The 23,019-nt window shown below is 63.9% G+C and carries 23 protein-coding genes; 10 read left to right on the top strand and 13 right to left on the bottom strand.

Features of this window, described 5'->3' with window-relative positions; genetic code table 11:
* Window positions 1-164: 164 nt before the first annotated feature.
* Window positions 165-1,373, top strand: coding sequence for an FAD-dependent oxidoreductase (locus ACFYTS_RS19165; protein WP_387305994.1), 1,209 nt, complete (start codon window positions 165-167; stop codon window positions 1,371-1,373).
* A 447-nt stretch (window positions 1,374-1,820) separates the two neighbouring features.
* Here ACFYTS_RS19165 and ACFYTS_RS19160 read toward each other — a convergent pair whose 3' ends face one another.
* Complete coding sequence (locus ACFYTS_RS19160; RefSeq protein ID WP_387305992.1) at window positions 1,821-2,786, bottom strand: DUF6301 family protein; 966 nt, start codon at window positions 2,784-2,786, stop codon at window positions 1,821-1,823.
* Between the two features lie 370 nt (window positions 2,787-3,156).
* Between ACFYTS_RS19160 and ACFYTS_RS19155 the strand changes: the two genes are divergently transcribed.
* Entirely contained in the window at window positions 3,157-3,681 is a 525-nt protein-coding gene (locus tag ACFYTS_RS19155) for an Ltp family lipoprotein (RefSeq protein ID WP_387305990.1), read from the top strand.
* Window positions 3,682-4,092: 411 nt separating this feature from the next.
* On the opposite strand, the gene ACFYTS_RS19150 is transcribed toward ACFYTS_RS19155, so the two are convergent.
* The 3 genes from ACFYTS_RS19150 to ACFYTS_RS19140 all read right to left on the bottom strand — a co-directional run bounded on the left by ACFYTS_RS19150 (window position 4,093) and on the right by ACFYTS_RS19140 (window position 6,564).
* Window positions 4,093-4,275, bottom strand: a complete 183-nt coding sequence (locus tag ACFYTS_RS19150) for a hypothetical protein (RefSeq protein WP_387305987.1) — start codon at window positions 4,273-4,275, stop codon at window positions 4,093-4,095.
* Between the two features lie 141 nt (window positions 4,276-4,416).
* On the bottom strand, window positions 4,417-5,088 hold the full coding sequence (locus ACFYTS_RS19145; protein ID WP_387305984.1) for a transposase: 672 nt from the start codon (window positions 5,086-5,088) through the stop codon (window positions 4,417-4,419).
* A 492-nt stretch (window positions 5,089-5,580) separates the two neighbouring features.
* A complete protein-coding gene (locus ACFYTS_RS19140) occupies window positions 5,581-6,564 on the bottom strand; it encodes an IS110 family transposase (RefSeq protein ID WP_387305981.1) in 984 nt (327 codons plus the stop codon).
* Between the two features lie 1,038 nt (window positions 6,565-7,602).
* Between ACFYTS_RS19140 and ACFYTS_RS19135 the strand changes: the two genes are divergently transcribed.
* Window positions 7,603-8,154 carry a hypothetical protein gene (locus tag ACFYTS_RS19135; protein WP_387305978.1) on the top strand — a complete coding sequence of 184 codons (552 nt, stop codon included), beginning with the start codon at window positions 7,603-7,605 and terminating at the stop codon, window positions 8,152-8,154.
* A 409-nt stretch (window positions 8,155-8,563) separates the two neighbouring features.
* On the opposite strand, the gene ACFYTS_RS19130 is transcribed toward ACFYTS_RS19135, so the two are convergent.
* Together ACFYTS_RS19130 and ACFYTS_RS19125 are read right to left on the bottom strand one after the other, a co-directional pair.
* Entirely contained in the window at window positions 8,564-9,049 is a 486-nt protein-coding gene (locus ACFYTS_RS19130) for a hypothetical protein (protein ID WP_387305975.1), read from the bottom strand.
* A gap of 161 nt (window positions 9,050-9,210) precedes the next feature.
* Window positions 9,211-9,504 carry a hypothetical protein gene (locus ACFYTS_RS19125; RefSeq protein WP_387305972.1) on the bottom strand — a complete coding sequence of 98 codons (294 nt, stop codon included), beginning with the start codon at window positions 9,502-9,504 and terminating at the stop codon, window positions 9,211-9,213.
* Between the two features lie 434 nt (window positions 9,505-9,938).
* Here ACFYTS_RS19125 and ACFYTS_RS19120 point away from each other — a divergent pair, with 434 nt between their 5' ends.
* The 3 genes from ACFYTS_RS19120 to ACFYTS_RS19110 all read left to right on the top strand — a co-directional run bounded on the left by ACFYTS_RS19120 (window position 9,939) and on the right by ACFYTS_RS19110 (window position 11,591).
* Window positions 9,939-10,733, top strand: coding sequence for a hypothetical protein (locus tag ACFYTS_RS19120; RefSeq protein WP_387305969.1), 795 nt, complete (start codon window positions 9,939-9,941; stop codon window positions 10,731-10,733).
* Between the two features lie 287 nt (window positions 10,734-11,020).
* Window positions 11,021-11,206 (top strand): hypothetical protein, encoded by a 186-nt coding sequence (locus tag ACFYTS_RS19115; protein ID WP_387305966.1) that lies wholly within the window; start codon window positions 11,021-11,023, stop codon window positions 11,204-11,206.
* Complete coding sequence (locus ACFYTS_RS19110) at window positions 11,196-11,591, top strand: hypothetical protein (protein WP_387305963.1); 396 nt, start codon at window positions 11,196-11,198, stop codon at window positions 11,589-11,591. Before ACFYTS_RS19115 ends, ACFYTS_RS19110 begins: the two co-directional genes overlap by 11 nt.
* 181 nt (window positions 11,592-11,772) lie before the next feature.
* Here the strand turns inward: ACFYTS_RS19110 and ACFYTS_RS19105 are convergent, their stop codons facing one another.
* From ACFYTS_RS19105 to ACFYTS_RS19095, 3 genes are all read right to left on the bottom strand, one after another.
* Window positions 11,773-12,132, bottom strand: coding sequence for a hypothetical protein (locus ACFYTS_RS19105; RefSeq protein WP_387305960.1), 360 nt, complete (start codon window positions 12,130-12,132; stop codon window positions 11,773-11,775).
* 144 nt (window positions 12,133-12,276) lie between these two features.
* Window positions 12,277-13,296: a hypothetical protein gene (locus tag ACFYTS_RS19100; RefSeq protein WP_387305957.1), complete on the bottom strand. Its 1,020-nt coding sequence runs from the start codon at window positions 13,294-13,296 to the stop codon at window positions 12,277-12,279.
* Between the two features lie 152 nt (window positions 13,297-13,448).
* Window positions 13,449-13,703 carry a hypothetical protein gene (locus ACFYTS_RS19095; RefSeq protein ID WP_357289237.1) on the bottom strand — a complete coding sequence of 85 codons (255 nt, stop codon included), beginning with the start codon at window positions 13,701-13,703 and terminating at the stop codon, window positions 13,449-13,451.
* 1,046 nt (window positions 13,704-14,749) lie between these two features.
* Here ACFYTS_RS19095 and ACFYTS_RS19090 point away from each other — a divergent pair.
* Entirely contained in the window at window positions 14,750-15,502 is a 753-nt protein-coding gene (locus ACFYTS_RS19090; protein WP_387305954.1) for a Mut7-C RNAse domain-containing protein, read from the top strand.
* 416 nt (window positions 15,503-15,918) lie between these two features.
* Here ACFYTS_RS19090 and ACFYTS_RS19085 read toward each other — a convergent pair whose 3' ends face one another.
* The 4 genes from ACFYTS_RS19085 to ACFYTS_RS19070 form a co-directional block, all read right to left on the bottom strand.
* Window positions 15,919-16,632: a hypothetical protein gene (locus ACFYTS_RS19085; protein ID WP_387305951.1), complete on the bottom strand. Its 714-nt coding sequence runs from the start codon at window positions 16,630-16,632 to the stop codon at window positions 15,919-15,921.
* Between the two features lie 136 nt (window positions 16,633-16,768).
* The gene (locus ACFYTS_RS19080; RefSeq protein ID WP_387305949.1) at window positions 16,769-17,581 is read right to left on the bottom strand and encodes a DUF6881 domain-containing protein; all 813 of its coding nucleotides are present in this window, start codon (window positions 17,579-17,581) and stop codon (window positions 16,769-16,771) included.
* 220 nt (window positions 17,582-17,801) lie between these two features.
* Window positions 17,802-18,260, bottom strand: coding sequence for a hypothetical protein (locus ACFYTS_RS19075; protein WP_387305946.1), 459 nt, complete (start codon window positions 18,258-18,260; stop codon window positions 17,802-17,804).
* 209 nt (window positions 18,261-18,469) lie between these two features.
* Complete coding sequence (locus ACFYTS_RS19070) at window positions 18,470-19,465, bottom strand: DUF6301 family protein (protein WP_387305944.1); 996 nt, start codon at window positions 19,463-19,465, stop codon at window positions 18,470-18,472.
* A gap of 317 nt (window positions 19,466-19,782) precedes the next feature.
* Between ACFYTS_RS19070 and ACFYTS_RS19065 the strand changes: the two genes are divergently transcribed.
* From ACFYTS_RS19065 to ACFYTS_RS19055, 3 genes are all read left to right on the top strand, one after another.
* Entirely contained in the window at window positions 19,783-20,556 is a 774-nt protein-coding gene (locus ACFYTS_RS19065; protein ID WP_387305942.1) for an ATP-grasp domain-containing protein, read from the top strand.
* A gap of 400 nt (window positions 20,557-20,956) precedes the next feature.
* Window positions 20,957-21,487 (top strand): nitroreductase/quinone reductase family protein, encoded by a 531-nt coding sequence (locus ACFYTS_RS19060; protein WP_387305939.1) that lies wholly within the window; start codon window positions 20,957-20,959, stop codon window positions 21,485-21,487.
* Window positions 21,488-21,606: 119 nt separating this feature from the next.
* Window positions 21,607-22,851 carry a wax ester/triacylglycerol synthase domain-containing protein gene (locus tag ACFYTS_RS19055; protein ID WP_387305936.1) on the top strand — a complete coding sequence of 415 codons (1,245 nt, stop codon included), beginning with the start codon at window positions 21,607-21,609 and terminating at the stop codon, window positions 22,849-22,851.
* Window positions 22,852-23,019: the final 168 nt, after the last annotated feature.

Here is a 23,019-nt window from a genome sequence, read left to right as displayed (position 1 = left end):
GCAGGAGTCGAAGGTGCAGCTGATCCCGGTGGTTCGGCACCAGGGCTGGCGGGGCCGGTGCGTCAACTGATAGTTGACGATGGACTGTTGGTCAACTATTAGTTGACGCATGGCGAGAGTTCTCAAATGGTTTCGCCGACAGCACATCGAACCGAGGAGTCGCAATGGAACCCTTCGAAAGCGCTGCGCGCCGGCAAGCTGAGTCATCGGGCAGGCGGGCGACGGTCGTCGGCGCAGGGATAGCCGGCTTGGCTGCCGCGTTGCGATTGCATCAGCAGGGCTGGGACGTCGTCGTGGTCGAACACGCGCCGAGTCGCCGCAGTAGCGGTTACCTGCTGAACCTGCACGGACCCGGATATGCCGCTGCGGAGCGGCTCGGGCTGCTACCGGCGTTGACCCCGCGCGATATCGGATTCTTCACCTCGGTCCTCGTCCACGCCGACGGCCGCGAGAAACTCAGGATTCCCGCCGCTGTCACCGAGGCCGCCGTCGGGAGCCGGACCTTGAGCTTGTTCCGCGGCGATCTGGAGTCAGCACTGTACGACGCCGTCGCCGACTTCGCCGATATCCGTTTCGGCACCACGGTGCGGGCCATTACCCAGACCTCTGGAGAGGTCGAAGTCACCCTAAGCGACGACACCCACCTCCACACCGAACTCCTCGTCGGCGCCGACGGCGTGCACTCCCGGGTTCGGGAGCTCGTATTCGGTGCCGAGTCCGAGTATTTCGTGGACCTGGGCCATATGGTCGGCGCATTTCCGCTGGAAACACCTCCCGCCCACATGCCCGATGGACTCGGCACCACGTATATCGGCCCCGGACGTACAGCCGCGGTGATGAACCTGGGACCAGAACGGTCCTCGGCGTTCTTCGCCTACCGCTGCCCCGACCCTGACACCGAACTCTCTCTCGGTGCCGCACCCGCCCTCACCCGAGCGTTCGGGGATCTCGGCGGCGGTGTCGCCGACGCACTCCGTCAGCTCGACGCCGAGCCCGGCACCGCGTACTTCGATTCGGTAGGCCAGATCGTGATGGACCGCTGGAGCCAGGGCCGAGTCGTCCTGCTCGGCGACGCGGCCTGGTGCGTAACGGTTTTCGCCGGTTACGGCGCCGCCCTCGCCCTCGACGGCGCCGACCGCCTCGGCACCGCGCTAGCGGCACACGGCGACGACATTCCCGCCGCCCTCGACCACTGGGAGACGACATTGCGGCCGGAGGTGAACAAACGACAGTCCTTGGTGCGGAAGGGAATCAGCCGATTCGCCCCGCCGTCACGCACACATGTGTGGGCGGGCGAACTAATGCTCCGCGCAATCCAGCTCCCCGGCATCCGCAGCCTGGTCCGCCGCTCCATCCAACGCGCCAACAATTAGCCGCCGATCCGCCGATCGGCCGGGCTCAACGGACTACTCGACGGCGAGCCCGGCACAGGAGGCCGCAGACCATCTCCGCGACTCGGCCAGGTCGTGCCCACCAAGGCCCGATCTACCGAACCCACTATTCTGCCGATACCGCGCTGACTGAACCGGCCAACGCGGGGCGACGCCAGTCGGAACCTAGTGCACCGCAGACCATCCGCTACTGCCGAATTTCGGATACAGGCCTAGACGATCTACTGCTGTACGTCGTGGAAGGGCGATGACCGGGCGCGTCAATGAGGCCAGGCCTGATGACCTTGCTGCGATCCGTGAGCTGGCGTCCGCTCCTGCGGCGATCTGCCCGGGCCCGCGGCCGCGGGCCAGATTGATGAGCACAAACGATTGCGCGATAACAGCACGCCGCAGGTCGATCGAGCGGTCGCCACACTCCCGGCCCTGTCCTCAATTCCCCTTGAAGGCTTCGAGACTTGCGGGCTCTTCGTACGACGAGCTGCGGCTGTGCACACTAATGGACGTAGGGTCATCAACCCCAAACATGTCGCGCAGTACGGCAACCGCATCTTGCGCCAGTGAGTGATATCCGTCGAACGGCGCTGGCCACGTGATCCGTTTCGCCCAGTTCCGATTTCTCCTGTCGGGCTTTGCCCAACCGGTTCGAGCATGCTCCGCGGAGTCGATCCCGCGCACTCTCGGGAATTCACATTTCAACAGCAGGCCGTAGCGGCTGTTCGTGCCAAAGCTGAAGCGTAGCCAGTGATCGCTTCCGGCGACGAGGGTCAACTGCCCCTCTTCGGGCAGGCGAGACAAGGTCAGAGCCAGGGCATCAGCGAAGGATGTCCATCCACCAGCCAGGCTAGGCGACACTGCGTCACTTGGCCTCTCGTCACCGTGGTAGCGACGCCAGTCAGCTTCAGCCTCACCACTGCAAGATTCGATCCACTGTTCGTAGTGAGGATTGATCAAGCTCAGAACCAGATCGCTCTTGTCGATCTCTACCTGGATGACGACACACGGCAGATCCCAAGCGAGTTTCGCGGAACTGCCAGGTACCGTCCGTGCCGGATCCCCCCACTCGGACACGAAGAGCGAGGCAGCGAGGGCAAAAGCATCGATGGTTGCATGCGTCGGACCTGTTCCGAGGTCGAGATCGGATGACGTTGCCTCGACCGAGATCTGACGCAGAACCCGGATCTGCGATGCGTCGTCCCAGACCTCTCGCCCGATCGAAACGAAACCCACGGGCCTGGCGATCTCGAGATTCGTCGAGATACCAGCCCTTGCGGAGGGCCCGGCGAACTGCCACTCCGCGACATCGCAGAACCGTGGTACGTCATCGGGGCTCCACGTCCAGTCAAAACGTGCTGCTAGACGGGCGATTTGAAAAGCCCCAGCGATGTCGGCTTGCATACCCGGATGCTACTTCCGCTGATCTGAGAGCTGTCGGGCACGGTGTGCAACAGGCCAGGTCCCGGTGGTGCCAGAACGTCCTCATCTGCCGCAGAGCGCGCTGCGCAGTTCGGACAGCGCCGCACGGCGAAAGATCAACCGGCCGTTCGGTTCTGAGCGCATACGCAGGCCGCCCGGTCGGCCGGGCGACGTGTTGCGCCGAGTCCGCGCCGACGGGGACCCGTAAATGCTCAGGGGACATGAACTGCCATCCCACCGACATCCCGTGCCTAACCGGCACTCACCGCACCTAACCAGCTAACAACACTCTGACGTCAGCAGATGGCACGACTGCATGATGCTCCACCCATCACCTGACGAATGGAGACCCGTGAACACACCCACCCGCGTCGAGCCGTTCCCCACCCCACAGCCCAGTTACCTGTCGGCCGCGGACGCGCCGAAGAAGCAGAAGAAATGGGTGTGGCTGGTCGGTGCCCCGGTACTGGCTCTCGCCCTGGCGGCACCCGCATGGAACGGCGCTGCGGCAGCGGCCGACGTCGCTCAGCCGGATATCGCGGCGCCCGTATCGACACTCGTGGTCGAATTCTCTCCGGCCAAGCAGGACATCACCTCCAGCCAGCGCAACGCCATCCGGTCTGCCCAGCAGTACCTCGACTACTCTGCCTTCTCCCGCAGCGGTCTGATCCACCAGCTCGAGTACGAAGACTTCTCCACCGCAGACGCTACGTTCGCAGTAGACAGCCTGAATGTGGACTGGAACGAGCAGGCGGCAAAGAGCGCCAAGCAGTACCTCGAGTACACCTCGTTCTCTCGGTCCGGACTGATCGATCAACTGGTGTACGAGGGCTTTACGCGCGCCCAGGCCGAGTACGGAGCCAATACCTCCTACTGACAATCTCTTTCGGCGGTAGACCCTGTTGGCAGAAGCGAGCACTGCGGCGCGCTGCCGGTCGCAGTGCTCGCGTGGGCGCGGCGCGTGGGGTTTTCATCACCACCAAAGCGTTCACCTCGGGTGCCGGGGCTGAACCGGTCTGGCTTCAGTCAGCGGGAGTGAGCGATAATGCCGCATACCGCGCTGACCGCGTCGGCCAACGCGTGTGCTGGAAGATCCATGGGCAGGAGCCATCTGAGCCCGTGGGCCGACCGTCGCCAGTGCGCGCTCATTCTGAGCTCAGTGCGCTGGTGCGCGAGTTCCTGATGCACCTAAAGTGGGTGAATGATGAGGTGGATGCGCAAGCAGAAGGTGGGGCCCGCGCCCATCACCTACGAACAGGCGTATGAGGTCGTCTGCGAACACTACCGATCAATCCGTGAGCAATGGACTCATGGCACGTTCTGTATCGATGACCGAGAGATCATTGAGAACGAAGAGATATTCGTGTTCAGGGTCGGTGCGCGGGAGTGGCTGATAGATCGCGACCGGAGCTACCTTCTTCTCGGAGGTAGCGCGAAGGTCGTTTACAAGGCCGATGGTCGGTTCGCTCATCTCCCTGGTGTCGTTGTGGGTCCAGACAGCACGATCCGGAGCCGACCCAACCCCAATCCGCGTTTGGTCGTGTAGCTCCGTACCGTCACGGTCATCGTTCAACCTCGGTTCCGCCGCATCCGCTCATGGCTCCCCTTTATGTCAAGACGCTGCTGCGGGTGCGGGGTTAACCTTGTTGGTGGCAGGTCCGGGAAGTGGCTTTTCCGAAGGATCGGTGTGCGGGGTGAGGCCGGTCGCGCTGGATTGCAGAGTCGTTCCCGAGTGCCCTCCCGGGCTTGCCTTTTCGTGTTGTCGTTGGTCGGCGAGCATGCGGGCGTAGACGACGTTGGAAAGCCGGCGTTTGAGTGAGCGCATCGATTCCATCGAGGGGGACTGCCCCCGGTTTGGTTGATTCCTTGAGTCAACCGAACTCGGGGCAGTCCCCATGCTCAGAAGGAGCAGGTCTGGGTCGGGTTCGACACGGCGCAGGTTCGGTGAGTGCAGTGCTGCCATCGCGACCGAGTGGGCGTCGACGGGGTCGGTTTTGCGGCCGTTGCCGGTGGCGAATACTCGTATCTGGGCGGAGAGTTTCGCTGGCACGTCGAGTACGGTTTCCCCGTCGTGGACCAGGCGGTGGGCGATATGGCGGCCGATACCGTTGCAGCCTTCCACCGCCCACACTCTGTTTCCGAATTTCCTGCCAGTGGTTAACATTTCGGTGTAGCCGGCCTTGTCGGTGCCGTATCTTCCGACGGCTCGGATCTTGCCGGTGTGGTCGATGACTTCGATGGTGGCCGAGCGTTTGTGTGGATCCATGCCGATGATGACGGTCATCGGTGTCCTCCCTGGTCTACGGGGTTATCGGCGAGGGAGGGCAACGCTACTTCGAGCTCGGGCAGACCCCTTTCCAGCCACTCCTCGCGCGGTGCCCGGCGAGAGGCAAGCCATGAGAGAGCCACACCAATACTGCAGGTGGGCAGCCGATTAGGGAACTTCTCACCGGGCACCTGGACTAGATCCTGGCCGGGATCAGGTCCTGACACCAGTCTTAAGTAGCCGCATACCGCGCTGACCGAACCGGCCAGCGCGGAGCGGCCGGCGGCTAGAACCCGTTGCGGTGCAGAACGTCCGCTATTGGCACCCCTCTATGTCAAGACGTCGGTGTGGGTGTGGGGTTAGCCTGTTTGTTGGGTCCGGGATGTGGCTTGTCTGAAGGATCGGTGTGCGGGTTGGAACCGGTCGCGCTGGAGTGAAGAGTCGTTCCCGATTGCCCTCCCGGGCCTGCCAATTCACGACATCGTTGATCAGCGAGCATCCGGGCGTAGATCACGTTCGAGAGCCGTCGTTTGAGCGCGCGGACCGCTTCCATCGAGGTCTTCCCGCCCGCTCTGCGGCCGTCGTAGTAGACCGGCCCGGCGTGCGGTTGCGTAGTTGAACGATGGCCATGATGTGCAACACCCGGTTGATCTTGCGGTTGACGGCGCGCGAGAGCCGGTGCCGCTGTTGATCACCCGAGGACGCGTCCAACGGTGCGGTGCCGTTCCAGGACGCGAACCGATCCTGGTCCCGGAACCGGCGAATATCACCTGTATCGGTTAAAAGCCGTGCCGCGGAAGACGGTCCGATCCGGTGAAGTTCCATCAGCGTGGAGCCGCGTTCGGTGACCAACTGCCGCAGTTCCTTGTCTGTGGCTTTGGTCTTGCGGTCGATGGTTTCCAGGTCTTCGATCAACTCCACGACCAAACGCAGCCGGACCCGCGCGGCCGCATCCGACGGCGTGATCGGGGCGATCAGTTCGCGGGCTTGACGGGCTGACAGGAATGTCTTGGCGCCACCGGGGATCAGTTCGAGCAGCAACCGGTGCAGGCGGCAGACGGTTTCGGTGCGGGAACGCCCGAGCTCGTCGCGGCGGTCGGCGAGCATGCCCAAGGCGACCAGCTCCGGATCGGCCTCGACCCGCCGCAGATTCGGTGCGCGCAATGCGGCCAGGGCCACCGAGTGAGCATCGACCGGGTCCGTTTTGCGGCCGTTGCCGGTCGCGAAGACACGCACCTGCGCCGACAGTTTCGCCGGCACGTCGATCACGGCTTCCCCGTCGTGGACCAGGCGGTGCGCGAGGTGCCGACCGATGCCGTTGCAGCCTTCCACCGCCCAGATCCGGTCCGGGAATTGTTCTCCGGCAGTGAGCATTTCCGCATAGCCTGCATTGTCGGTGGTGTATCTGCCGGTGGCCAGAACCTTGCCGGTCGGGTCGAGTGCTTCGATGGTGGCCGAGCGCTTGTGTGGGTCCATTCCGATGATGACGGTCATCGCCGTGCCTTCCCGCGTCAACGAACCAAGTGGTGTCCGTGCGGGAGGGCACCGCTAGTTCGAGCTTGGGGCAGGCCCCTCTTCAGCCACTCCCTGCACGGCACCCGGTGGGAAGCAAGCCATTAGAGAGCCACACCAAACCAGACGGTGGGCAGCCGAATATTGGGAGCATCCCACCGGGCACCTGGATCAAATCCTGGCCGGGACCTGATCCTGACAGCAAGTGTCTAACTAGCCGATGAGAGAATGATTCTCTGGGATTCGTGTGGTCGGTCCGATCCGAATGTCTGTGGAAGGGAGCCGACTTCTGGTGCGACGATGGTCGACGTGATTGCGGAGCCCGACGATGAGTACGAATATTTGAGAGCGGTGGAGTTGTTGGCCCGGGAGGTCGACGATTGTGCCCGAGTTGAAGGGTGGCGCAGTCTCGCGCCCGATCCGTTGGACTCGACGCCCCTGCAGCAGGCGGTCAATGCACTCGCGCGTGAACTCCGCAGCTATCACTTCGAAGGTGACGGCTGTGATGATCCTGCACCGAGTTTGAAGATCAGTGGGGCGGTAGTCGTTGGGCCGCACACGGATACGTACGAGCAAGTCTGCGCAAGGCTCGGGGTCGAGCCGCGGGTCGAGGGGTGGGCGGTGTGGCATACCTGGAACAGGCGCGGTGATAGGCGCACGTTGGTCACGACGCGGATCTCCACGACCGAGGGACTGTTGAGGAACTGGCAACGCGGGCTCGAAGCCTCTCCCACTGTCCCGGACCGGGCACAGGTCGTCTCGACTGTCAGAGGGTGGGTCGGCCCGTGCGTCCTGTCACCTCAACGAGCGAAGTATGAAGGCTTGATCGATCACCAGCCCTGATCGGGAGGCTCCAACAGGTGGACAGCAACGCACGCTATTGCCGCATACCGCGCGGTTTGAAACGGCCGCCTTCGCTGGCTAGCAGTGCGGTGGCGTCTCTCCGTGATCGTCGGTCCCGGCCAGGATCGTCCCACGAACGCAGATACCTACTGCTGCCGGTCTGCCAGACTGCCGCCCATGGCAGAACAATCCTTCTCCGCCTTCGCCGTGGACGCCGCCGAGCTGCTCCGTCTCCCGGGCTCGGGCCGCACCGACCTGCTGGACGCCGCCCGATCCCCCCTGATCGGTGACTTGCTCGCAGGGCGTTTGGCAGACGACGCCGATTCCCTTTACACCGCCATGCTGCCCGCCCTCGCCGCCCGCCTGGGAACCCCCGTCGGCGCGGCCACCCTGCCCGGGCGACACTGGGACGACCTGACCGGCCTGTTCGAGGCCCTCGGTCGCCCCGCCCTCGCCGCCCTGTGGGGCGACCGCTGGCCCTGGCCTCGCCGCACCCCCGACGACCAGCCCTGGCCCTTCCCCACCCTGGCCCCGAACGCCACACTCGCCACCCTGCAGCGCGAACTCGCCACCCTCGCACCGGAATCGCTCGACGGCCAGCACATCCCCCTGGACGAGGACGACCTCGAAGAAGCCGTCTGGCTCCTCACTGAACAGCTGCCCACGTGGGTCGACGGCGCCCGAACCCTCGGCCGCGACCTGCTGATCGTCCGCGACGGCGCACGCTGACGGTTCGGCAATGTTCGCTAACCCGAAAAGCGTTCCACCGCACGCGCTTCCACCGTGCCCACCCCTTTGGAAAACCGTCCCGAACAAATGATCTCACGGTCACGCGGTGCTACCTGTATGCACTTCCCAGCAGGCAACGATCAGATGTTCGACGGGCGAAGATCGGGGGAAACGAGGATGTGCAGTCGTCGAGTACGACAAAGAAGGCGACGAGCAGCACGAGGAGGAGGACACGCCCCCCGGGGTAAGGACCGTTCGACCGGCCTCGACGTCCCGACCAGGCGCACTACATTGCCGCTGAGCGATCGGTTGTAACTCCAAGAGCGTCACAGGGTTCTGACGCATTCGGTAGATGTTCACCTCGTGGTGAGCGAGATCCCGGGATCGCACGCCTGCGTCCGCTGAAGCCCTAGATTCGGTCAGCCATCAGCACCACACGGTCGGCGGCGGGGTCGAACCCCAGTACCGGGGATCGAGAGTCGAAGGAGTCGAACTCTGAGCACATCAGCACAGGTTTACCCAGCCGCCGCCCGATCGCGCACAGAACATCGCACAGAATGTCCACCCCGGCCTGGCCCTGCAACTGGCGAAGGTTGACATCGAAATCGATCTCGCCAAGCCAAGGACGAAAGATCATCTGCACGTTCGAGACTGGCCACACCCGCAGTGTGACGCATTCGGCATCGTCCGGGCGGAACAGCACGTCCACCGCAGCGGGCAGCTCTCGCTTGCGATCACCCTCGTAGTACTCCCACGCCCACCCCTGCGCCCGAATCAGATCGAACACCGCCTGCCAATCCTCGACCGATGCCTCCTGCACGTACACATCCGGCAGGGAACCTATCCTGTTGGTGTCGAGCAACTCCTCGACGTCATCCCACTGCAAGTCCGGCATCCCGACATGCTGCCAGCCAGCGCATCGAAGCGCAGCCCGAATTCGTGGTCAGACGAGGGTATCTCGTTCTCCGCCACCCTCTGACAGGCACTGACGAAGCACCGGCTCCATGCCTGTATTTCGAACATCCTGTACTGCCGTGACCCGGGCGATCCGAAGGATCAGTGAAGATATTCGAAGGCATCCTCACCCGGTCGCCAGCACATCCACGCGCTATCGACAAACCCAGACAGAGTAGCGATCTCAGGCCCGACGAGTTCGTCGTCGCTGGGGCGCAGCACGATTGCGCCGTTCGGGAATTCCACGCGCAGCCTCGCCTCGAACGCCTCGGCCGTTGCCACGACGTGCCCAGGGATGAACGCCCGCAGCGCATCCCCGTAACCGATCTGCCCCTCTCGAAGCTGGCCGATTTCCGTATGGACCACGGGGAAGACATCGCAGGTGAGTATCGGCATGTCCGCGGCGGACTCCGGGAAGCCTGGCAACCAACCTGCCCGTCGAGGTCTTTCGTGAGACCGGCACCCCGGAGAACCACCTTGTCGAACACCCCGCGGTGCGCGAGGCCGCGGAGATCGCAGTCCCGGATCCGACATGGGATGCCGATGTCGCCATGGGTTCGGAGCTGGATCCCGGGGGTTGATGGTGGACATGTTCACCCGCGATCCAGGGTGCTGAACAGCCCGGAAAGTCCTGGTGATGGCCTGGTTCGAACCTTTCACGGCACGCTCGACCATCCAAGACGCCCCTGTGATCCGAATGCGAATCGACAAGGTCTCTGGACTGTGAAAGGTGATACATGGGCACAAGCAAGCACAGAAAGATCAGTCCGCGTCAACAGAAGGCGGGGTCGATGGTAGTGGCGGGAGCGGTTCCCGTTGTTCTCACTCTGGTGGGTAGCAGCGGTACCGCGAACGCCGAGCTCGGCCGCTACGTTCCGGTGAGCCCGACCGCGCACGGCAGCCACGTTGCCTTCGTGGCCGACGACCCGGATTCAGGCGAGACGACCCCCGCCGTGCAGGCAGAGCAGCCGAAGCAGTCCCCGGACTGGCCCGCCGCGCAAGTGCCGAATGTGCGCCCGTACCGGGGAACGCGAATCCCGGACGACACGCGCAGTTCGCTGCAGTGGGCGCGGCCGGTACCGAAAAGCGAGTATCTGTCGCCGGTCGAGTTCCTGCACGGCCCGGTCCCGGTTGCGCCGGTGCCGCCGATCGCGCCGCCGCCGGGCATGTTGCGTTTCGGCGACGTGCAGGTCGAGGTGCCGGATTGGCTGCCACGGGAGCCCGCCATCCAACTCAACGACGCCGCGGCGGTCACCGAGGCCGATCTCGCAACGTTCTTCGACTCGGTCGGTATGGAACGCACTCGCTCCGATCGTGTTGCGAGTCAGACAGTCGGCTCCGCGGCGCTCGGTGCTGCCGCAGGCGCAGCGTTGGCGAGCCCGTTCGCACTGATCGGCGCAGGTGTCGGCGGTGCACTCGGTCTAATGATCGGCGGGCCGTTCGCACCGATCGGTCTTGCCGCGGTGCCCATCGGCGCCGCGTACGGCGCGGCCCTCATGGCGGCACCGCTCGCCGCCGTCGGCGCGGGAATCGGCGCGACTCTCGGCGCGACGCAGGCCCTCACCGCACCCCCGCGAGCCCTCGGCCCAGCTGACGTCGCCACCGACGAACCCGCGACCGATTGACAGAGTTCCACTTTGTCGAACCGGTCGCGATACCGCCTGAAATGCACTGGCAGATATATCGGCTGCGGCACGGCCCCTTTGGCCTGTCGATTTGTGACAAGTCGAAGGGGTCGAGGTATCGGAGATACCGGACAGGAACAGGCTGTCGGTCGCCGGTACACGGTCGACCTCGTGTCTGTGAATATCGATGTCTCCTTGACGATTCGGGCGTTGAGGGACGAACGCGAACGTGCGGGGGTGACAGCGTTGTTGGTTGACGCCCTCGAAAGGAGCACCTAGGCGACACAGTGTTCGTCACGCTGGCTGAGGAGGGTGAGGACCTGCTCGTTCAGGCAGACTCCGACGACTCCGTCATCTTCAGCGGGTTCTACTTGTGGCGAGAGGAATTCGAACAGAAGCTCACCCGCCGAGTGGCCGCGCTCGTGCCTCACGCCGAGATCGACTTCGACTGGGGGTATCCCGATGAAGACTGACGAAGAACTCGGGGCTCCCTGGCCGGACACCCTACCTGCGGAAGCACCGGTCGTCTTCAAAGATCTGGACGTCGAGGTCGGTGCCCGACACCTGACCACACTGACCCGCGACCACCTGCACTACTGGTTGAGCAAGCTGCGCTACCTTCACCGCGGACCTTTCATCACACTCGCGAGAGCGAACCAGGTGCCCTCGATCCAGACCTACCGAAGCAGTGAGAACGACTACTTACTCGAGGTCCACCCCAGGTCCAGCAAGGTTGAGTACCAATGCCTTTCCATGACGTTGAACGATGTGAACGAGGTCGAACAACTGCTCTGGGACTGGCTGCAGAACAACTGGCAGCGACTCGATGCGATCGCCTGGGAACACTGCACCCTGTAACGAACTGACATCAGCTCTCCCAACGAATATCCGCTGATGCCGCATACCGCGCTGACTGAACCGGTCAGCGCAGGGCGCGCCGGCGGCCGGATCCCGGTGCGGTGCAGAAAGTGGAGCGCGTCCTGGTGCCCATTCGGCGGCGTTCGGAATGCGATGGCCAGCGGCGTGTGGGATGGGTGGATCAGTTGGTCCCGGGGATGGTGATGTTCTCTGGTGCACGGTCGAATCGCAGTCCACGCCAGGATGGATGGCGCAGGCCGGTGGCGGTGCGTTCGCGGTAGGCGATATCACCGACCAGCCGCGACGTGACCCAGTGCGCGGTGACCGCGATCGACGACGGCACCGTGCCGGTGACCGGCGGCGTGGCCAGCGCCAGCAGTTCGACGTGCAGCGAGCGGCGTGCGGCGTCGGAGAATCCGGTCCCGACCGCGCCGAGGAGCACCAGCTGCCCGTCCTGGTCGTGGGCAGCGATGAGCAGGGATCCGAACACCTCGCCGCCGGCGTGGCCGGGCAGCCAGCCGACGACGACCGCTTCGGTCACACGCCGCAGGGGGAGTTTCCGCCAGGCCTGCGACCTTCCGGGATCGCGATGGGAATGGTCGAAGGCCTGTGGGAGGCCACGGCATTTCAGCGATCGGCTAGGACACGGTTGCCGAGGCCAGCCATGTGAGGTGCCGATACGGCACTAACAGCGTTCGTACAGACGAACGAAGGGCTCCGCCTCGGCCGAAGTTTTTCGGCCGGGATCCGGGCAACCGCCTACCAGGACCTCGAAGTCGAAGTCTTGGTGCCCGCGGAGGGTGTACTCGACCACGGCACCGGACTGAGCGAGGCGGGGAAGGTGCAGACCGGCCAACTGTGCAGCCTGCTCCGCACTGAACACCTCGCCCGCCAGTGGAAAGATCGCGACGTCCAGGGTGCGGCCTGCTTCGCCGGGCGGGTCGTATACCGACACCTCGACGGTGAACGGGGTGGGTTGATCGGTCAAGAACCACTCCCACAATTCGAGTTCACTGTCGGACGGGAAGCGGGTACGGCGGCTCGCGTTCAAGTCGGGTCCGAGACTCGAGCCCACGATCGAGAGATCGTGGTAACCCGAGGCCACCGTCCAGTCGCGGGCCGCCAGTTCGGGAAACTCGCGGGCGATCTTTCGCATCGCCGCGGTGGCGCTCGAGGGGTCGGTGCCGGAGCTCGCGGCCACGATGACCCTCTCGGCCGGGCCTTCGACGTTGGCTGCGTATGTTCCGCCGTCAGACCAATGGATCTCCGCTCCAGGCCGGGTCGCTGACACTCGGGCCCAGGTGTTTGCTGCTTCGGCTTGCCTGGTGGTGTCGCGACCGAAACGCCAGGACGCGAAATACGAGTCCGTCATCCGGACCATCTCCAGCACCGTTGAGTCACCTTGGTACTGCGGCGGTAGCTGCTGGGTGGCCATCACGCGCACCACAGCCTCTGCCTGCGGGGCCGTTGCATCGTCCTTCAACCAAACATCGAGGCTGGAGGTGTAGTCACCGTACCGGTGGTACTGGAACTTGTGCGATGCATCGGCCACTCCCGCCAACGCCTGTATCGCGGATTCGATCACCCGCGACCAGCTATCACGCTCGGCTTGGTCAGGCCCCTGCATCGGCCCCAAGCACCCGGTCACCAAAACCGCTGCGATCAGCATGATGATCGCTGACAACACACAACGCACAACACCCACCCACCTATCTCTAGCTCTAACGATTTACCCACAGATAATGAGTCGTTATGTGCGGCAATTCCTTAGCGCCGGATTTCGCGAATCTGGTCCCCACGGGCCGTCTCCAACTCGACGACACATAGCCAGAAACCCGCGCTATCTCACGGCCAGAATCACCAGATGCACGACGGCGGCGGCATCTGACCCGACATCGAAGACAGCTCGCAGGCGATCATGGTCGCCAGCAAGCCCGGAACCAATGCGAGCTGCCCGAGCACTTCGCTGGAGCCGGTCAGGGCCGACGACCCGGTGTTCGTCGCGGCAACCGGGGCGGCCGGCTCGAGGGTCAGCGGCGCGGCGGTGGCCGTACCGGCGGCGCCGAGGGCGAGGGCGGCGGCAACGGCGGTGATGGTGAGCGAACGCTTCATGCGCGCCAAGCTACGACACCGGCGAGTGCATGGGGAGCCCGTTGATCATGGGGCTTGTGTCTCGAATTCGTGTATTTCGAAAGAATTTTCGCGCAGCCGACGCAAGGTCGTGTACCAATAGTGGTTTGGGGTGAGGAGCGCCGCTTCGTCGAGCCTGAGCGGGCAAACGATATTGCCGTTGTAAAGGTTTCGACGCCGAACGCAACCGATCCAGCAATCTCGGACGGCATGGCATCACACCGTCGCGTCGAACAGCTCTGCCGAGGCTTGCGACAGGGTGGCCCCGGGTATTGGGGCCCCAGAATTGATTCGAAACACATTTGGTTCACTTAGTCTTCGCTGCATGATCTGGCATAGTCGCACCGCCCGAACCGGACTCGCTCTCTTCGCGCTCACGGCGGCCCTCGCCACAGCCTCGGGCCCCGCCTACGCCGGCACACCCGCATCGGCGCCCGGGGTCAACGTCATCGCGGATAGCACACCCACCGCCAACGCGGGGAGTTCGAGCGGTTCGTCACACTCGCCTCTCTGCTCGGGCAGCTCTGGCCCCGCGCCGTGGACTCCTGCAATGCCAACGGAATCTGCCCAGGCGGACCTCACTGAGGGTATCCACGTGGAAACGGACGCGTTGCGGTCAGTGGCCGCCGTGTCCCGGCCGCGAGCCCGACGCCCACCAACGCTCATCTGGCGGGGGCGTATCGATGGTTCTCGTACGGTTCGGGCGCTGCGCGGAATCTGCAGCACAGTGTGACTCGCAGCGGCAGATGGCGGCGTTGCCGCACCCTCAGGTGGCGCCGACGAGGCTGATGTGGTCTGTGGCCTGACGCCGCGGCTCTTTCGAACGTCCGCTCATGGCTGAGCGGATGTCCGTTGCCTACCTCAACGTTCAGTGGCGCCGACTCCTCTGCGGTCCGCCAAGGGGGGAGAGCGGACCGTTCTCGGTCAGCGCATCCGGGGAGATGCTGACCCGCACCGGGCATACGCGGGATTGCTCAAACCGGAGATTGCTCTGGGCACGCTGGGTGCTCCCGCCGGACAATGGTCCTATGACCGCCAGTGTCGAACTGCGTGTGTATGCCGAGCTGAACGACTTCTTGCCCCCGGGAGTGCGGTACGCCGCGCAGCTGCGGCCGGTCCGGCCGCACCAGACCGTGAAGGACGTCGTCGAGGCTGCGGGTATTCCGCACACCGAGGTCGACCTGATGCTGGTGAACGGTGAGTCCGTCGACTTCGGCCGCCGTCTGCAGCCGGGCGATCGGGTTGTGGTCTACCCGATGTTCGAGACGCTCGATATCGGGCCGCTGACCCGGGTGCGTCCTTGTCCGCTGCGCGATCCGCGCTTCATCGTCGATGTCAACCTCGGCGGGCTCGCACGGCTGATGCGGCTGATGGGACTCGACGTGCGCGGGGACTGGGAAGCCGACGACGCAGCACTGGCGAAAACAGCCGCGGCCGAGCATCGAATCCTGCTCACCCGCGACCACGGACTTCTCAAGCGCCGCACCGTGACTCACGGCGTATTCGTCCGGTCGGACCACCCGTTCGAGCAGATGGTGGACCTCGTCCGCCGACTCGACCTGGCGGATCGGCTGGTGCCGTTCAGTCGCTGCCTGCGCTGTGGCGGCGCTGTCACCGGTGTGGCCAAGCAGGACATCATCGAGAGACTCGAACCACTCACCCGCCGCTACTATGACACCTTCCGGCGGTGCTCGGATTGCGGCCGAATCTATTGGGAGGGTTCACATCAGCAACGTCTGGACGCCCTGGTGGCCCGGATCCGCGCGGCCATCTCGTCGTGATACGGCGACGGCGCTCCTCAGCACCGTGACGGCGGTCGGCCTTCTCGCAGAGGGCATTCACCGAAATCCATTCACCAGCTCCGCGCGCAGGGCATGAGCTGCATTCGTGTGCACGGAAAGCCGACAATCGGCCACCGCGACCGGGCTGTCGACGGGCTTGCACTACGTCGCGATACTCCCAGCCCGGAAGTACCGCGTAGAGATGGTGTCGGCAACATCGGCCAACCGCTGGACAAGGGCCAGGTCATCCATCGGGGCCACAGCTACCAGAGCTTGGAAGCGGCTGGCCGCTCGGTCGCAAGATCAAACCGAACCATCTGGCGCACTTCAGACAACACGTACCGTAATGCCGCATACCATGGAAGATCAACGGATAGAGCGCCGTCCGACCGCCGGCAGGTTCGTTCCCGTCGGAGTCACCGTTGACGCAGCTGTGTCCACTTGGCAACGAATTTGAACTTTATCTTGAACGGGTAATACCTCCACCACGGAAGCTCAGCCTCCGAAGTCGTGACGTACGCGGTCCCTTCCTGGCGGCAAACCCTGCGGTGTCTCCGTATTGTCGACCGACTCATGTCGTCATCCGGTTGCACTGGATTGTCGAGCCCGTGTCGAACTGTCAGCTTCTGAGTCTCTTTTGAGAGGACGTCGAAGGCATTCTCCATGTGAACAGCGAAGTGCTCGAACGGATGCGGCTCCCAACCCTGACCTGGACGGCCCTCGCGCACTACCCATCCGCGAGTGATTCCGCTCACTTCGTCGATTCGGGCTAGGGCGGTATGGAGTTTGACGTTCAGCGTGAACAACCGCAGTTGCTCGGTGCTGTGGGCAAGGCTGCGGCTCGCCTCGTCGAACTCCCCAACCAGAGCGGCATACCTGGCGAGAAACGCCTCGTTCGTTTCCTCGTCCGACCGGTCGGATACCTCGATGAAAGCACCTGCCGCTCGGAGCTTCGCCGACCATGTCAGTCGGTGCTCAAGAATGTCGGCGACGAGTTCTCGGAGCTTGTCTTCCTGGCGCTCCTGGTATGCCTCACGATGACTGACCCGTTGCCATCTGGGGGTAGGAGACGCACCGCTGAGTGCTCCTACGACACCGACGGTCGCGTCGCCACCGGGCGTCTTCAGCACGTCGAAAATCCACGATCCCAGACTCAATCGCCCTCCCCATGCAGTGGCCAGAATACTAATCGATTCCGATTCGTCGCAGCATCCCCTGCACGCCAAAACATCCGCTATTGCCGAATACAGCGCCATACGAAGACATCTACTCGATGTGCCAGCCGCCCGCGGCGAGCCATTCGGTTTGAAACTCGGAGGGCGCGACCTCGATCACTTGCAGACTCGGGTCGGCCGAGAGCGTTTCGAAGAACGATTCGTCTTCGAGCCAAGTGAGATCGGTAGCGATGAACCCTCCCGCGAGCCCGGTCCGACCGTCAGCGAACTTCTGGACCTTTCTCCACACGCTACCGTCCTCGAGAAGCTCACTCCACGTTACCGATGGCTCGTCACCGACCGCGCCCGGCCTGGTGACCTTGATGTACCTCATATCGGGTTCGGACGGCCTGAAATCGGTGGCCGCCGCGATTGCTGCTGACCGATCGGTGCGCGGGGATCCGAGACCGCCCACGCTTGACCCGTGCATGGGAGAGCTCTCGTTGACGATCGAAGGCTCTTCGACCGTGGTTCGCTGATGCAGAGTGTCGTGCATCCATTGCGGCACAGTCGCGCGGGGGTACATCCGAAGCTCATCTTCGACATCGGATTCGAAATAGACGCTCGGCTCCGGCCGGTCATAGCCGAAGCGTTGGCTGACTTGACCATCGCGTCTGATGAGCAGGTGCAGCGTGAACCATGTCCCTTCGCCCGGCACATACATGAGGTCCCGCAACTGTTGTAGCGCCGGAGGTAAACCGATCGGCTGGTCCCAGTCGGTGAACGGTCCGTCAACGGTCTCGACGCCTATCTCGATTTCGCCCCCGCGGCCCACCATGGACCAGGTCAGGTCGATCAGAGTCCAGTCCAGCGGAACGCGGTTCACAACCATCTTGCCGCGAACGTCCTCGATGATCTGCTGCACAAGCGCCTGTTGTGTGAGAGCGACATTCGGTGACGACGGATCAGGTGACATGCTTAGCCTTTCTCGCGACTCCGATCTCATCACGAGCATCTCGAAAACACACTGTCCTGCCGCATACCGCGCTGACCGAACCGGCCAGCCCGGGGCGCCGGCCGCCGGGACCCAGTGCTGTGCAGAACGTCCGCTTCTGCCGATTACACGGCACACTGATTGCCTGCCGCTAGTGTGTGAATCGTTGCCACCAACTGCGGCGAGTCCGTTCGGCCGCGGAGTCGTTTCCAGGACGAGGACGCAGTTCCTCGACCCGCGTTTCGAGGTTGGCCGGCGTGACCATCCATCTCTTCCACGACCGGTATTCGTAGTCGACCGTCAGCTGCATTTCCTCTCGGATCAGCTGTATCCGGCAGACCTTCCAGGCACGCTTGCCGGGTGCGGTGGTTGCCGTACGCAGCGCCATCACCTGATCGAGCAGGGCCATACCGCCAGGGTTTCCTGGTGTCCAGCCCCCGTCGTTGGTGTAGAAGTAGCCGAAGAGATGCTGATGGCTGTCCGCAACGGTAACCACGAGGGTCACTGCGTCCCATTGGACGTCCCGGTACTCGGAGTCTCCAACGATCAAATCGCCAAGGGAGATGATGATCTCGGAAGCGCTGGTTACGTCGAAGGCGGGAACATCCACGGGTTTCGAAACTCCTCTTCCTCCAATCGATCCGGCGAAACCGGCCGATACTGCACTATTTTGCCGCTTACGGGTCGGTCCGGAGCGGCCGGCACGGTCCAGCTGAAGATCGAACGCCCGGAGATCATCTCGGAGCGTTCGTGTGTCTGAAACGTCCGCAACTGCCGATGACCGAGTGGCTGGGGAGATCGCCCAGCCACCGCCATCACTTACCTGTGGACGCCGAACGCCGTGATATCTGGATAGGAGTAGTCCGAGGCGTTGTTCCAGCCGGTCACCTGCAGATCGGTGGGAGAACCGATGCCGATGATGTCGCGAAGCGCGAGGCTGACGGCATCTGCGGCAGCCTCGAATTCTTCGTATCGGGCCGGCCATCGCATGGTGCGTTCCCACCAGCCCTCGTTGGGTCCGGCCCCAGCGTGCCAGTTGTTCGCGGTCATCACTGCTCGATCAGCGTGCGGGATGGGTTGGACCGCACCACCGCTCATTCCTGCTCGCACGAAACAGCCGATCTTGAACCAGTCCATCTCGAATTGTGCGATCCCCTCTTGCCCCATGGTCAAGACCAGCTGTTCATCCGAGCGGAGCCTGTTCAAGGTCAAGGTCAGGGCTGATGAGAATTCCGGCCAGCTTCGCGGTCGGTCCGGCAGGGCCTCCAGGTCCTCGTCTGCTGTGTCAGCGACCGGTTCGTCCTCGTCGTCGTGGGCTACCCAGCTGTCCCACCATTGCTGATGAACAGGATTGACGATTCTCAACTCGACTGACTGGTCGTTCATGCGAAGGGTCAACACCGCCGTGGACAGCGTCCAACGGACTTCGGGGAGTACCCCGGGGCGCGGCTTTGTCGGCCTCCCGAGCGCGGCCACCAGTCGATCGGAGAGTTCGGCAAAGGCGTTGGTCAATGACCGGTGCCTTTCCGGCGTCGTGTCTTTCATCCAGTCGGTTACAGGGACGAGTATCTCCGTGACCAACTGGTCGGGGAAGCCTTCGCGCTCGAGAAAAGCTCGACCGTAGATCGCCCGTGCGTAGGTGTCTTGAAGGTCGAGTCCCGTTCGGAGGTCGGCGCCATGCTCCCGCGGGAGCTGCCCGACGACGGTCCACCCCGCCGCATCGCTGAAGCGCTGGACGTCTTCCATCGCCCAGGTCCAGTCGAAATCTGCGACTAGACAGGCGATATGGACGGCTCCGTCGAGATCAGTGTGCACGCTCGGATCCTACGGTCACGACCTGGAAGCTGTTGGGCCAGTGTCATGCTGAGCCAACGCACTGTAATGCGCATACAGGTCGGTCCGGAGCGGCCGGCACGGTCCAGCTGAAAATCGAACGCCCCGAGATCATCTCGGGGCGCCGGACGCCCAGATCTGTCGGCTCGAGGATGTCGTTGCCACGACCGGAGCCGCGTTCAGCCTGCGGTTGACAGGCGGGGCAAACGTCTCGAATTACTGTCTGCTCCAGGCTGATTGCGATTCCGCGAACGCAAGTAACCCGGAGATGCCTTGCTCGGAATGAATAGCATCGTGCCATGCGACCGCAATGGCTCATCGATCTCCACGAGGAATTCCCTGGCTCCGCTATCGTCGCGGCCGCGCTCGACGATGCCCTCATTGTCGAAGCGCGTGATGCGATGATGGGACGCTGGCCCGTCGTCCAAGAGGGTCGCCCGATCGTTGGGTACGGGACGATGCCGACGATGAGGAGCCTTCGCCGGGTGCCGCAGCTCGGAGAAGCGGTCTTCGATGACTACACGATGCTGCGCTGCTCGTTCTACTACCGGCACGTGTACGACCTCCTGGGTCGCACCGCCGTCTTCGTTCCGTTCTCGGCGGTTCCCGGTCTACCGCTCAGGCGCATGTTCGACAGCGACCAGGTTTTCATTCGCAGCGATACGAACTACAAGCTGTTCCCCGCGGGCGTTCATGAAATCACGGAGCTGGGTCACTGGCTCCAGACTTACGACCAGCACCGAGACGAGCTCGTCGTCGTGTCCGAGGTCGTGCTCTTCGAACTCGAGTACCGCTGCTTCTGCCGCGACGGCCGCTTCGTCTGCGGAAGCTCCTATCCGATCGAGCCGTATCTGCCCGTCCCCGATCATGTACGTGACTTCGCGGAGACCGCGGCGAAGCGACTACTCGCTCACGGCTGCACCATGGTCACCGTCGATGTCGGCGTCAGTCCCGATGGCGTACTTCGCCTCGTCGAGCTCGGCGGCGTGAACAGCTGGGGGATCTATGGCTCGAACGTCGCCGACTTCATCGCCGCCATGGAAGCCGAGGCATTCGCTCACGCGGATATGTGACGAGGACATATCCGCACATTCGTCGCCTTGAGGCGATGCTGTCGATGGCCCTGCTGCTGAACCACCGATCAGAAGCTCGCTTCTACACGAACCTCATGCCGACGGGGACCAGTAAGAGGCATCCGCTTCTGCCACGCACCGCGCTGACCTGACCGGCCGCCGCAACCTCTCGGAAGAGCAACGGGCCGAGATCATCTCGGGTCGACGGGCAGCCCTGAAACGTCTGCAACCGCCGATGTCCGTGCTCTCCGAGAGAACAGATGACCTGTCTGCCCAGGCGCGGCGTCCCTGTTGGTCGGGGGCATTGGTCCCTGGTGAAGTGACTGGCGGAGCGGGCACAGTGGGCAGGACTCTTCCCTTGCTATGAGGGAGAGCACCCTGATCTGGATGGGAGTTACCGATGGGGGCAGCAAAAGTCTTGGGACGCGCGGTTGGCCAGCGACTGTACGCGATCAAGCGTGGGATGTATCCGGACAGTCGACCGGGGGCGGTGGCGCGGGTACTGAACTGGGTCTCGCGCCTGCAGTACTCGGCGGGTCTTCTGTCGCCACATTATGCCGTGACCTTGGAGGTCGCCGGTCGACGTACTGGTCGTCCCGTGCTGCTGCCGATCGTGGTAACCGAGTATGAGGGCAACCGGTATTTGGTATCGATGCTCGGCTCGGATGCCAACTGGGTCCGCAACCTCCGGGCCGCCGGGGGCCGAGCCGTGCTGCACCGTCGTGGTGGTAAAGCCGTGCAAATGGAAGAGGTACCCCGAGATGCCCGTGCCCCGATCCTGCGCCGATACCTCGCGGTAGCACCCGGGGCGCGCCCCCACTTCCCGATTGATCGCAATGCGCCACTGGACGAATTCGAGAAGATCGCCGACCGATATCCGGTCTTCCGCGTAGCCGAAGTCGGCGCAATCATCGAACTGCCAGCGGAATGAGACCGAGTACATCCGTTCTTACCCAGTGCCTTACTCGTGGCACGCGGCATCGTGGATCGGAAACGATCGTCTGCCGGACATCTCGGGTGTCGTTTTGGAGTGCGAAGGAGGTCGAATAGATGACCGGCCCGAACGCAGAGATTCCCATCTCGGCGGTGGACACCGCGATCCTCGGCATCAACGCCACAGGCCAGCCCTATGTGGTGACCCTCGCCGGGTTGCTGGGTCCGGGCGGTTTCGTCAACGCCGCCGGCCACCCCGACATCGAACACCTGATCGCGTTCCTGACACCGCGCGTGGAACGGGAACCCGATCTACAGCACTGTCCGCAACGCCGCGACGGTCGCTGGTGGTGGGTGCGCATGCCCGTCGACATATCGGCACACATCACTGTCGAATCCGCAGCAGGCCCCGGCGGCTTCGAGGCTCTGTGCGGGCGCGCGGTCATGAAGCCACTTCCACCCGATCGTCCGCTGTGGCACATCACCCTTGCCCCCGCCGCCCACCCCGGGCAGTGCGGCATCGTCGTGCGACTGCATCACGCGGTGGTCGACGGCACCCGGGCCACCGCCCTGCTCGAGCGGCTGCTCGGCCCAGAACAGGTGCCGAGCGCGACAACAGTAGCCCCAATCGGCACGGCCCGCCCGGACTCGAGAGGCCCAACGCTTCCCTCACGGGTGCGTCACGGCCTGCACATGTTCCTCCGGCGGCCCGTCCGCTCACCGGTGCTGCTCGGCACGGTCGGCGACACACGGGACGTCGCCGCGGCAAGCGTGGACCTGGCCGAACTCGAGACGGCCGCGCGAGCGGCCGGCGCCACGGTCAACGACGCCTATCTCGTCGCCGTTGGACAGGGACTACGTGCGGTGCTGATGGATGCGGGCGAACCGATCCCGGAAACGCTGACGGTCTCGGTGCCAGTACAAGTCGACTCCCGCGGCGCGGCGCACAACGCGGTCGGAGTCATGCTCGTCGCGGTGCCTCTCACCGAATCGGTGGCGGCGCTGCGGACGGTCGCGCGCCGGACGTGGGAGGCGAAACCGCTCGCCCGGGCCTCAGGGACCACGATCGGCTCGCCTCGGCTGGTGCGAATGTTCAACCTATTCACTCGCCACCAGCGCGTCATCGCAACGGTCGCGTCCAACGTCCATGGACCACGACAGCCCCTCACCGTCGACGGCGCCCCAATGACGGAAATGTGGGCACTCGGCCCACTCGCCGGGAACGTCCGGGTCGGCTTCACCGCCGTGTCGTACGCCGGTCGACTGTCGGTCGGCATCGAGTCCGACGCCGACCACCTGCCTCCCGCCTCTCGCATCGCCGACTCTGTCGGCCGAGCACTGCAGTCGATCATCGATACCTGACTCGTCCGACGACACGAAGACGCGATAGTCGAACATGCCCGTGTTGCGGGTCCCTTGCCGCGAATGTTCAGTAGCCGCATATCGCGCTGACCGAACCGGCCAGCGGGGTACCGGAAGATCAACGGTCAGAGCGCCATACGACCGCCGGTAGTGCGCGCTATTGGCGAT

The sequence above is a fragment of the Nocardia sp. NPDC004151 genome (genome assembly GCF_042874235.1).
GTDB lineage: Bacteria > Actinomycetota > Actinomycetes > Mycobacteriales > Mycobacteriaceae > Nocardia.
Note: the sequence above shows the minus strand (reverse complement) of the source record. Positions and strands in the feature narration are given on the sequence as shown.

Excerpts from the sequence above, each read along its gene's own strand:
- ACFYTS_RS19165 (WP_387305994.1), top strand. The coding sequence starts at position 165 with ATGGAACCCTTCGAAAGCGCTGCGCGCCGGCAAGCTGAGTCATCGGGC.
- ACFYTS_RS19160 (WP_387305992.1), bottom strand. The coding sequence starts at position 2,786 with ATGCAAGCCGACATCGCTGGGGCTTTTCAAATCGCCCGTCTAGCAGCA.
- ACFYTS_RS19150 (WP_387305987.1), bottom strand. The coding sequence starts at position 4,275 with ATGAGCGAACCGACCATCGGCCTTGTAAACGACCTTCGCGCTACCTCC.
- ACFYTS_RS19145 (WP_387305984.1), bottom strand. The coding sequence starts at position 5,088 with ATGACCGTCATCATCGGCATGGATCCACACAAACGCTCGGCCACCATC.
- ACFYTS_RS19140 (WP_387305981.1), bottom strand. The coding sequence starts at position 6,564 with ATGACCGTCATCATCGGAATGGACCCACACAAGCGCTCGGCCACCATC.
- ACFYTS_RS19135 (WP_387305978.1), top strand. The coding sequence starts at position 7,603 with ATGGCAGAACAATCCTTCTCCGCCTTCGCCGTGGACGCCGCCGAGCTG.
- ACFYTS_RS19130 (WP_387305975.1), bottom strand. The coding sequence starts at position 9,049 with ATGCCGGACTTGCAGTGGGATGACGTCGAGGAGTTGCTCGACACCAAC.
- ACFYTS_RS19125 (WP_387305972.1), bottom strand. The coding sequence starts at position 9,504 with ATGCCGATACTCACCTGCGATGTCTTCCCCGTGGTCCATACGGAAATC.
- ACFYTS_RS19110 (WP_387305963.1), top strand. The coding sequence starts at position 11,196 with ATGAAGACTGACGAAGAACTCGGGGCTCCCTGGCCGGACACCCTACCT.
- ACFYTS_RS19095 (WP_357289237.1), bottom strand. The coding sequence starts at position 13,703 with ATGAAGCGTTCGCTCACCATCACCGCCGTTGCCGCCGCCCTCGCCCTC.
- ACFYTS_RS19090 (WP_387305954.1), top strand. The coding sequence starts at position 14,750 with ATGACCGCCAGTGTCGAACTGCGTGTGTATGCCGAGCTGAACGACTTC.
- ACFYTS_RS19065 (WP_387305942.1), top strand. The coding sequence starts at position 19,783 with ATGCGACCGCAATGGCTCATCGATCTCCACGAGGAATTCCCTGGCTCC.
- ACFYTS_RS19060 (WP_387305939.1), top strand. The coding sequence starts at position 20,957 with ATGGGGGCAGCAAAAGTCTTGGGACGCGCGGTTGGCCAGCGACTGTAC.
- ACFYTS_RS19055 (WP_387305936.1), top strand. The coding sequence starts at position 21,607 with ATGACCGGCCCGAACGCAGAGATTCCCATCTCGGCGGTGGACACCGCG.